Source organism: Klebsiella sp. 28 (genome assembly GCF_018223905.1).
GTDB classification, from domain to species: domain Bacteria; phylum Pseudomonadota; class Gammaproteobacteria; order Enterobacterales; family Enterobacteriaceae; genus Klebsiella; species Klebsiella pneumoniae.
The window spans coordinates 1-9,965 of record NZ_JAGRQY010000054.1; the positions used below are offsets into that span (position 1 = coordinate 1).

Genomic DNA, 9,965 nt, shown 5'->3' on the forward strand with positions numbered 1-9,965 from the left:
GCTCAGCGATGAGCAGGGCGAACCGGTGGGCCCGGGGATCCTGTGGAGCGATACCCGCAGCCACGAGCTAATGAGCGACCTGCTGCGCCGACCCGGCTTCGACCGCCGCTATTTCGCCGATACCGGCACCCACCTGCAGCCCTGCAATACCAGCCTGCAGCTGTACTGGCTGAAACAGTATCAGCCGGCGCGGCTGGCGGCCGCGCGCTATCTGTTTTTCGCCAAGGACTAGATCCGCTTTCGCCTGACCGGCGTGGCGGCGCTGGAGCTGACGGACGCCAGCAGCTCGTTACTCAATCAGCAGACCGGCAGCTGGTCCTCGGTGGTGATGAACGAGATGGGGCTGAACGAACTGCTGCCGCTGTTTCCCCCGCTGCTGGCCCCGGATGCCCCGGCCGGCACGCTGAGCGACGCGGTGGCGGCGCTGACCGGGCTGCCCGCCGCGACGCCGGTGGCCGCCGGGGCGCTGGATGTCTGTAGCGCCGCGCTGGGCTGCGGCGCGGTCAACGAAGGGGATATCTACACGATCCTCGGCACCACCTGCTGCACCGGGATCGTCTGCCGCGGCCCGCAGACGGTGAACGAGGCGACGCGCTTTGTCACCCATACCGAAGCCGGACAGGTGATCTCCCTGTTTCCGATGCAGGCCGGTACGCCAAACATTGACTGGCTGCAGCAGCATATTTCGCTGGACGCCGATCTGGGGCGCCTGGAGCAGGCGATCGCGGCGGTGGAGCCAGGCAGCGGCGGCGTCTTCTGGCAGCCGTACCTCAATGGCGAACGTGCGCCGTTTTACAGCCCGGACGCGCGGGCCGGCTTTTTCGGCATTAGCCCGCACACCACCCGCGCCGAACTGCAGCGCGCGGTGTTTGAAGGCCTGGCCTTCGCCATTGTCGATGCGCTGCAGGGTTATCCGCAGGGCGGCGAGCTGTATCTGACCGGCGGCGGCGCAGCCTCGGCGACCTGGCTGCAGATTATCGCCGACTGTACCGGACGCACGGTGGTCTCCAGCGCCTTTAACGAACTGAGCGCGCGCGGCGCGGCGATCCTGGCGGCCCGTAGCGTCGCGGCGCTGGCCGAGACGCCTCCGCTGGCGCAGACCCGCTATCAGCCGCGCCCTCAGGCGCATGCCCGCTACGCGGCGCTGTATCCCGTTTACCGCCTGCTGCGCGAGCAGATGCTGCCGGTATGGCAGGCCAGACAGGCCGCCCTTCAACCTCTTTCTCAGGACCTACAACCATGAAAATCGTTTTTACCGCCGAGCATGCTGGCGACCTTAGCGCCTTCCACCAGCTGGGCGAGCTGCTGGTGGAGGGGTGGGCGCTGGGCAAACCGAAACTCAGCGCCGGTCAGCTGATTGAGCTGGCCCACGACGCCGAGGTGCTGGTGACCAGCTATGATGAGGTGACGGACGCGGTGATGGCCGCCTGTCCGCGCCTGCAGGTGATCGCCTGCACCCGCGCGAATCCGGTGAATATTGATACCCAGGCCGCCCAGGCGCGCGGCATCCGGGTGCTCTACACCCCGGGGCGCAATGCCGATGCCGCCGCGGAGCTGACGCTTGGCCTGATGCTCAGCCTGGCGCGCCATATTCCGCAATCTCATGCGGCGCTGAAGCGGGGGGAATTCACGCAGGCTGACAATGCCGCCGCCGCCACCCAGCAGGGTCTGCGGCGGGATGTGGTCTGGGACGTGAGCCCGGAAAGCCCCTATGAAGTGTTTAAAGGCACTGAACTGCGCAATAAAACGCTGGGGCTGGTGGGGTATGGCAACATTGGCCGCCGGGTGGCGCGTATCGCCCGGGCGTTCGGCATGGCGGTGTTGGTGGTGGATCCGTTCGTCGCCGCAGAGGATATCAATGAGCCAGGGCTACAGAAAACGACCCTGGAGGCGCTGTTCCGCGAGGCGGATATCGTCAGCCTGCACCTGAGCAGCGGGCCGCACAGCGACGGGCTGGTGAATGCCGCGCTGTTAAACAGCATGAAGCCCGGCGCGCTGCTGATCAATACCTCTCGCGCGGCGGTGGTCGACGAGGCAGCGCTGATTGATGCCCTGCGCCACGGCCCGCTGGGCGGCGCGGCGCTGGATGTCTATCACCGCGAACCGCTGTGGCGCGATCATCCTTTTGTCATCGAGTTCGATAACGTGATTATCACGCCGCATATCGCCGGAGCCACCCGGGAGAGTATCGCCAAACACACGGCGATGATTGCCGCCGATCTTCAGCGCTATGTCGCCGGGGAGCCGCTGCTGTACCAGTGGCGTTAAGCCGCTTGCGCCGCCGCATTCTGCAGCGGCGCGGGTCCATCGTCAGGGGCGATGGGCCGCCATAAAAGCCTGGGTCTGTTCCCAGTCCACTACCCCGGCATCCGATCCCATCCCGGTCGCCACCAGCGCGGCCACCGCCGAGGCGACGTCACACGCTGCTTTCACGCTGAGTCCGCGCGCCAGTGCGGCAATAAACCCGCCGCAGTAGCTGTCGCCGCAGCCGGTGGTATCCACCGCCTCGACCGGCCACGGCGCAATATGCTGCGGCCCGCCATCGCGGCCGATAAGCCAGGAGCCGTTCTCGCCGTCTTTCAGAATGCAGGTGCCCACGCCGAGCGCCAGGAAGAAGCGGCCGATGGCCTCCGGCTGCGTCTCTCCGGAGAGAAAGGCGGCTTCCTCCAGCGAAGGCATGAAATAATCCACCGACGGCAACAGGGGCCGCAGTAGTTCGAGGGTCTCTTCATTCGGGGCGATAAGGTCAAAGCTGGTGGTGACTCCGCGCGCTTTGGCCGCCTGCAACAGCCGCGCGCTCTGTCCCTGGTCCATTGCCGCCAGCAGCCCGGTCCCGCCGTGATGCAGGAAACGACAGTCAAGGACGGCGTCAAATTCCGCTTCACTGACAAACAGGGCGTCAGACGCGCCCCGGCAGTGCAGGGCCGGACGTTCGCCGTTGGGGCGAATCGGCAGGATCGTCGCCGAGGTCTCCTTCAGCGCGGTGCGCTGGATAAGCGAGCAGTCGATGCCCAGCCGGGCATAGCTGGCGAGGATAAAGTCGGCCTTTTCATCTTCGCCCAGGCAGGCCACCGCTGCGGTGCGGATCCCGAGCTTCGCGGCGTTGATATTAGCCCCGGCGGCGGTGCCGGCGGGGTTGAGACGAATTTGCTCAATAAAGGCGACGCCGCCGCGCGGCGGGATCGCCACCACCGGGCGCCCGGCGATATCCAGAATAGTCAGGCCGACAAATACGGCGTCAAAGGTTGCCATCGTTCTCCCGTTTAGCGATGCGTTTGGCGCAGGCGCGCCTGCCAGAAGGATAGGGCGAGGGCCACCACCAGAATCACGCCGACCAGCGCATCCTTCACCAGATAATTGAGCCCCATCAGGTTCAGGCCGTTATCAATAATGGCAAGGAACAGCACGCCGCCGAGGGTGCCGAGGATGCTGACCCGGCCCAGACGGGTAAAGGCAGTGCCGATAAATACTGCCGCAATGGCGTCCATCAGGTAAGACTGCCCGGCCAGCGGGGTAAACTGCCGCAGGTTGGCGGAGAGGATCACCCCGCCGACGGCGCAGAGCGCCGAGGCGGCCACCAGCACGCCGAGCATGGTCAGGCGATCGCGGATCCCGGCGATACGCGCCGCTTCGCTGTTCTGACCGATGGCGCGGACATATTTGCCCCACAGGGTGCGCTCGGTAACCAGCCAGGCCGCCAGCCACAGCGCCAGCACGATCGCTACCGGCGTGGGGATCCCACCAAGGTTGCCCACCGCCAGGTCGTGATACTCCGGAGCCATCCGCCGATAGGCTATCGCGCCGCCGCCGTCGGTATAGATGCGCTCGGCGCTGCTGGCGATAAACCAGGTGCCGAGCGTGGCGAGGAAAGGACGGATCCGGCAGATGAGGATCAGAAAGGCATTGAGCAGGCCAATCAGCACCCCGCCAAGCAGGGCGCAGCCCACCGCGGCCTGCCACGGCAGATGCCAGGTTTTCAGGGCGACGAGGGCGAAGGCGGCGCCGAAATCGAGCGCGACGCCCACCGACAGATCAATCGCCCCGGCGCTGACGATCAGGGTCATCGCCATCGCCACAATCAGCAGGATCGCGCTGCCCTGCAGCAGGTTGGCCCAGTTATCCACGGTTAAAAATACCGGATTCGCCCAGCCAAACAGGGCGATGGCCAGCAGGATGATGACGCCAAATCCGGCCCGCGACAGCCAGGCCAGCGGGCTGCTGGCCGTCTGTTCCGCCGACGCAGAGGTTTTCAGGGTGATTTGACTCATGCCTCGCCTCCTTTGTGTCTGACCGCCGAGGCCGCCAGCACCACCAGGATCAGGCCGCCTTTAATGGCGCCCATCCAGAAGATATTGACCCCCAGCAGGCCGAGCCCGTTAGAGAGGGCGTTGACCAGGATTGCCCCCAGCAGCGCGCCCCAGATGGTGACCACCCGACGGCGCGAGAAGGCGGCGCCGATAAAGGTCGCCAGCACGGTCTCCAGCAGCAGCGGCGTGGCCGTCCCGCTGGAGCTGCCGGAGCCCTGGCTGAGCAGCGGCAGAATAGCCAGCCCGGCGGCAATGCCCGCTAACAGCCAGACCAGCAGGGTCAAGCGGCGCACGTTCAAGCCGCTCATCTGCGCCATATCGCGATTGCCGCCCACCGCCTGCACATGCTGGCCGAAGCGGGAGTGGTGGAGCAGGAACTGGAACAGGATAAACACCCCCAGCAGGTAGACCAGCGGCCAGGGCAGGCCCAGCACGCTGTTGTCGCGAAAGGCGACCATCAGCGGATCGCTGACCGCAATGCGTCGCTGGCCGGTCAACAGATCTGTCAGACCGGTAAACGCCACCGAGGTCGAGAGGGTGGCCAGCAGCGGCGGCAGGCCGGCCGCCAGCACCAGCAAGCCGTTGATCGCCCCGCACAGCAGGCAAACCGCCGCCAGCAGCGCCAGCAGCAGGAGATACGGCGTGTGCCATTCGGCCAGCCCGAGGCTGAGCAGCGCGACGCCGAGCACCGCCGTCGCCGGCAGGGAGAGGTCGATGCCGCCGGAGACCACGTCATCTCCGCCCACGGCGATAACGCAGACCAGGCCGAAACAGAGGATTGCCAGCGGAACGCTCTGGACCAGCATCAGGCTGATATTTTGCCAGCTGAGAAAGTAGGGCGACTGTACGCTCAGCCATACCAGCAGCGCCAGAAACAGGATCAGGGGAAATTTTTCAATCAGCGTCGCCAGGCCCGGACGGCCGCGACGCTGGATAGCAGTACTCATGGTGAAGGCTCCTGTCCGCCGTTGATCGCCACCAGCAGGGCGTCCAGCGTTAGCCCGCGGGTGGGCAGATTGGCCGCCAGCGCGCCGCGCCAGAGGACCAGGATCCGGTCGCATAGTCCGAGCAGTTCGGGGGCGTCGCTGGAGGAGACCAGCACCGCCCGTCCTTGATCGGCCAGCTGGCGCGTACGTTGATAAATATCCCGGCGGGCGCCGATATCGACCCCCAGGGTGGGTTCATCGAGAATAAACAGCCGGGCATCGGTCCCCAGCCAGCGGGCGAGGATCGCTTTTTGCTGATTACCGCCGCTCATGTAGCGTACCGGCAGCCCCGGGCGTCCCGGGCGGATTGCCAGCTGTTCTATCCAGTCGCGCGCTTTCTGCTCGGCGATACCCCGCCGCTCCCAGCCAAAGGTGGCGGTCTCCGGCAGCGAGGCGAGATTAATATTGTCGGCGGTGGTGAAGGGCAGGATCAGCCCCTGATGGCGGCGGTCGCGCGGCACCAGCGCCATGCCGGCGCGGATCGCCTGCTTTGGCGTACGAATGCGCCGCGGCCGGCCCTCGAGGTGGATGGTGCCGCGTTCCGCCGGGCGTAAGCCGTAGAGTAAGTCGACCAGCACATCGCGTCCGGCGCCCAGCAGGCCGGCGACGCCGACGATTTCGCCCGGCTGAATATCAAAAGAGAGATCCTGCAGCTGCCGCCCGTCGCTCAGCTGGCGCACCGAGAGCAGCGGGGTCGCCCCGGTGTCTGCCGCCGGGCGCTGGCGCGGAGTATACAGCTGGTCGATTTCCCGGCCGACCATCATGGCGATCAGCGCCTCGGTATTTTGCAGCAGGTCGCGGTCCGGGTAGCCGACCACTTCCCCGTTGCGCAGTACGGTGCCGCGGTCGCAGAGGGTGGCTATCTCATTGAGGTAGTGGGAAATATACAGAATGGCAATGCCCTGGTCGCGCAGGCGCAGGATAGCGGAGGAGACCAGACTGGCCTCCTGCGCCTCCAGGGGGGCGGTGGGTTCGTCGAACACCACCAGCCGCGCTGCGCCGTCGATCAGCGCGCGGGCAATCTGCACCAGCTTGCGCTCGGCCAGGCTCAGGTCGCGCACCAGCCGTTCGGGGTCGATCGCCAGCTGCCAGTTTTGCTGGAAAAATTGCGCCGTGGCGGCCTTCATCCGTCGGCGATCCAGCGCCCCCCAGCGGGTGCGATACTCCTGGCCCAGAAACACCGATTCCGCGACGGTAAAGTGCGGGATCAGGTTCAGCTCCTGGTGGATAACGCGGATGCCGGCGGCTTCGATGGCTGCCGGATTGCCGAGGGGCAGCGGGTGACCGTCGAGGGTGGCGCTGCCGCTGTCGGCCTGATAGACACCGGCGAGGATCTTGATCAGCGTCGATTTACCGGCGCCGTTCTCGCCAATCAGGCCATGAATCTCCCCCGGATTGAGGCGCAGGGTAACCGCATTAAGCGCGGTGACGCTGGCAAAACGTTTACCGATCTGCTCCATGACCAGACCAGCGGCGGGGCGTTCCCCCCGCCAGGATGTTGATTAATCACTGCAGCTCGCCGTATCCCAACTGTTTATACACCGCTTTCGCTTCCTGCGGACCTTTCACCGGAACCACCGGAATAAAGGTTTGCACCGGTAGTTTCTGGCCGGCAAAGTAGCGGGCCACGTTGTCAGCCGAGGTCTGGCCGATCAGATGCGGCTGCTGCGCGACGTTAGCCACGAACGGGCTGCCGGGCTCCGCCATGATCTCCAGGGTCTCCGGACCGGCGTCGATGGCCGTCACTTTCACGTCTTTATCGCGACCGGTCTCTTCCAGCGCCTGGACGATGCCGATGGCCGGTTGATCCCAGCAGGCGACATGGATGGCGTCCAGTTTACCTTTCGGATACTGGCTGAGTAATTCGAGGGTTTTCTTGCGCGCGTCTTCCGGCGAGTTGGCGAACTGTTCCGCGAGCTCGGGCTGGATAATATGAATATCCGGATAATCCTTAAGGACATATTTCCACTGATCGTAGCGAATTCCGCAAATACGCAGCGCGCTGGAGAAGGCGTTAAATACGGCGACGTTGCCTTTGCCGCCTAATTCATCCGCCATGTAGCGGCCGATGGTTGAGCCTAAGGTGTAGTTATCGGAAGTAGTATTGTTGACCGAATATTGAGAAACATGATCTACGGTAAATACCGGGATACCGGCATCACGCAATGCTTTAAATTTTGGTTCGACGGCGCTATCGCCGAGAATACTAATTACCGCGTCCACCTTGCGTGACAGTAAAATATCGTGGTTATTGGCATGCACCTGATTATCGCGGCCGCCATCGACGCCAATGACTTTGCCCCCCAGTTTCTCCACCTCCTCTGTCGCGCCTTTAAAGGCCTCGCGATCCCAGAAATGCTGAGTGCCGACCACGGCAACGCCAATGGTTTTTCCCTGTAAGGAGAGGGCGTCTGCGGCAGCGACGCTCAGCGAGGCAAGGGAAAGCAGTCCCAGCGCGGCAGGCAATAATTTTCTCTTCTGCGACATTGTTATTATGATCCTGTGATGAAGGTGGTTGCGGACCGGTAGCATGACAAGAAGCACCTCGCCACCTCAAATACAAAATAAGTCTAAGTTATGCCAGGAATGTTATATCGCAGAAACGTCAGAGAAAAAGTTTATTTTGTCATGAGGAACCTGAAAATATTTCATGATGGCGGATAGACCTTTTTATTTTGTGGTTTTATTTTTGACTTATTCCGTGTTTATTTAGCGGATAAAGACAATTTTTTTAATATTGTGAGTGCATGGGAAATACGGCGTCTACAGAGAAAAAAAGAAGATTGCGCGGGCTAAAGCTTTTTTTAGCAGAGCAATGTCTGGCCGGGTAAGGATTATTACCCTATTTCCCCGCTTTATTGTAATGAACCTTAAGCTGAGAAGAACGCGGGCGCTATGAAGAAACAGCATAATTATACGGTGATGCACTGGGGAACCTGGCAGGTGGAGAGCCGTGAGGGCGAGATCGTGGCGGTTAAGCCGGTGCCCTGGGATAAAAATCCCTCACGCATCGGCCAGTCGCTCCCCGACGCGGTGACCAGCCAAACGCGCATTCGCCGTCCGGCGGTGCGCGCCGGCTATCTCCAGCACGGGCCGGCGTCACGAGAAGGGCGAGGTAAAGAGCCCTTTGTCGAAGTCAGCTGGGAGGTGGCCCTGGACCTGCTGGCGCGCGAGCTGCGCTCGGTCAAGGCGCGCTGCGGCAATGAGGCGATCTACGGCGGCTCCTACGGCTGGGCCAGCGCTGGACGCTTTCACCATGCGCAGAGCCAGCTGCACCGGTTTCTCAAGGGCTTTGGCGGGTACACCGCCAGCACCAATACCTATAGCAGCGCCGCGGGCGAGCGTATTCTGCCGCATATTCTCGGGCCGCTGAGCCCGCTGCACCGGCAGCATACCCATTTTTCCGAGCTGGCCCGGGAGTGTCAGCTGTTTGTCGCCATCGGCGGACTGCCGCTGCGCAATGCCCAGGTCAACGGCGGCGGCGCCAATGACCATATGCTCCAGTACTGGCTGGATAAGATGCAGGCCAACGGCACCCGGTTTATCAATATCAGTCCGGTGCGCAATGACCTCAGCGCGGTGCCCGAAGCCGAGTGGCTGGCCATTCGGCCGGGCACCGATACCGCACTGCTGCTGGCCCTGAGCTATGTGCTGATCGCTGAGTCTCTCTACGACCAGGCGTTTGTTGCCAGCCATACCGTCGGGTTTGCCCCCTATCGCGCTTATCTGTTGGGCGAGCACGATGGCGTAGCGAAAACCCCGGCGTGGGCGGCGGCGATTACCGGCCTGGACGCCCAGCGCATCGCCGACCTGGCGCGGGAGATGGCCCGCCACCGGACGATGGTGAATATCTCCTGGTCTATCCAGCGCGCCCGTCAAGGGGAGCAGGCCTACTGGGCGACGGTGGCCCTGACCGCGCTGCTGGGACAGCTCGGCACCCCGGGCGGCGGCCTCGGGTTTGGCTACGCCTGCACCAACCTGGCGGGCGCGGTGCGAAAAGCGTTTTCCGGCCCACGCTTACCCGCCGGGGAGAATGCGGTGGACAGCGTTATCCCGGTGGCGCGGCTGTCCGATATGCTGCTGCACCCGGGAGAAACCTATGAGTTCGACGGTCAGCAGCGGCGCTATCCCGATATCCGTTTAGTCTACTGGGCGGGAGGCAATGCGTTTCATCATCATCAGGACATCAACCGACTGTGCGAGGCCTGGCGCCGCCCGGAGACGGTGGTGGTGCATGAGCAGTACTGGACCGCGCAGGCCAAATTCTCCGATATCGTTCTGCCGGCCACCACCTCGCTGGAGCGAGAGGATATCGGCAGCGGCGGTCACGACGGGTTTATGATCGCCATGAGCGCGCAGATCCCGCCGGTGGGCGAAGCGCGTGACGATTACGCCATTTTCTGCGATCTGGCCGGGCGGCTGGGCTTCGGGGAAGCATTCAGCGAAGGGCGGGACGCCGGGCAGTGGCTGCGTCATCTCTATGAGGAGTCAAGACCGCGGGCGCAGGAGGAGGGTATTGCGCTGCCCTCGTTCGATGACTTCTGGCAGCAAGGGGTGCTGGAGTACAGCGCGCCGAAGCGGCCGCAAATTTTTCTCGCCGATTTTCGCGCCGATCCGCAGCGCTATCCGCTCTCCACCCCCTCCGGCAAAATTGAACTCTTTTCCGCCACCG

The 9,965-nt window shown here is 63.6% G+C and carries 7 protein-coding genes and 1 pseudogene; 3 read left to right on the forward strand and 5 right to left on the reverse strand.

Going from position 1 to position 9,965, the window contains the following annotated elements; translation table 11 throughout:
• Window positions 1-1,243 (forward strand): annotated as a pseudogene (locus KHQ28_RS09965) (FGGY-family carbohydrate kinase); the annotation flags it as partial.
• Window positions 1,240-2,268, forward strand: coding sequence for a 2-hydroxyacid dehydrogenase (locus KHQ28_RS09970; RefSeq protein ID WP_004191366.1), 1,029 nt, complete (start codon window positions 1,240-1,242; stop codon window positions 2,266-2,268). The pseudogene KHQ28_RS09965 and the gene KHQ28_RS09970, both read left to right, overlap by 4 nt.
• A 42-nt stretch (window positions 2,269-2,310) precedes the next feature.
• Here KHQ28_RS09970 and KHQ28_RS09975 read toward each other — a convergent pair whose 3' ends face one another.
• From KHQ28_RS09975 to KHQ28_RS09995, 5 genes are read right to left on the reverse strand one after another with little or no spacing between them, the layout of a single operon-like run.
• A complete protein-coding gene (locus tag KHQ28_RS09975) occupies window positions 2,311-3,252 on the reverse strand; it encodes a carbohydrate kinase family protein (RefSeq protein ID WP_004147553.1) in 942 nt (313 codons plus the stop codon).
• Between the two features lie 11 nt (window positions 3,253-3,263).
• Complete coding sequence (locus KHQ28_RS09980; RefSeq protein WP_004223619.1) at window positions 3,264-4,268, reverse strand: ABC transporter permease; 1,005 nt, start codon at window positions 4,266-4,268, stop codon at window positions 3,264-3,266.
• Window positions 4,265-5,254 carry an ABC transporter permease gene (locus KHQ28_RS09985; protein ID WP_004147555.1) on the reverse strand — a complete coding sequence of 330 codons (990 nt, stop codon included), beginning with the start codon at window positions 5,252-5,254 and terminating at the stop codon, window positions 4,265-4,267. Before KHQ28_RS09985 ends, KHQ28_RS09980 begins: the two co-directional genes overlap by 4 nt.
• Window positions 5,251-6,753 carry a sugar ABC transporter ATP-binding protein gene (locus tag KHQ28_RS09990; RefSeq protein ID WP_023284846.1) on the reverse strand — a complete coding sequence of 501 codons (1,503 nt, stop codon included), beginning with the start codon at window positions 6,751-6,753 and terminating at the stop codon, window positions 5,251-5,253. The genes KHQ28_RS09985 and KHQ28_RS09990 overlap by 4 nt, the downstream gene beginning before the upstream one ends.
• 46 nt (window positions 6,754-6,799) lie before the next feature.
• Window positions 6,800-7,780 carry a sugar ABC transporter substrate-binding protein gene (locus KHQ28_RS09995; protein WP_002894353.1) on the reverse strand — a complete coding sequence of 327 codons (981 nt, stop codon included), beginning with the start codon at window positions 7,778-7,780 and terminating at the stop codon, window positions 6,800-6,802.
• Window positions 7,781-8,188: 408 nt separating this feature from the next.
• Between KHQ28_RS09995 and KHQ28_RS10000 the strand changes: the two genes are divergently transcribed.
• Window positions 8,189-9,965: molybdopterin-dependent oxidoreductase (locus KHQ28_RS10000; RefSeq protein WP_211777597.1), on the forward strand; the 1,777-nt coding region annotated here is incomplete at its 3' end.

Excerpts from the sequence above, each read along its gene's own strand:
- KHQ28_RS09980 (WP_004223619.1), bottom strand. The coding sequence starts at position 4,268 with ATGAGTCAAATCACCCTGAAAACCTCTGCGTCGGCGGAACAGACGGCC.
- KHQ28_RS09975 (WP_004147553.1), bottom strand. The coding sequence starts at position 3,252 with ATGGCAACCTTTGACGCCGTATTTGTCGGCCTGACTATTCTGGATATC.
- KHQ28_RS09970 (WP_004191366.1), top strand. The coding sequence starts at position 1,240 with ATGAAAATCGTTTTTACCGCCGAGCATGCTGGCGACCTTAGCGCCTTC.
- KHQ28_RS09990 (WP_023284846.1), bottom strand. The coding sequence starts at position 6,753 with ATGGAGCAGATCGGTAAACGTTTTGCCAGCGTCACCGCGCTTAATGCG.
- KHQ28_RS09985 (WP_004147555.1), bottom strand. The coding sequence starts at position 5,254 with ATGAGTACTGCTATCCAGCGTCGCGGCCGTCCGGGCCTGGCGACGCTG.
- KHQ28_RS09995 (WP_002894353.1), bottom strand. The coding sequence starts at position 7,780 with ATGTCGCAGAAGAGAAAATTATTGCCTGCCGCGCTGGGACTGCTTTCC.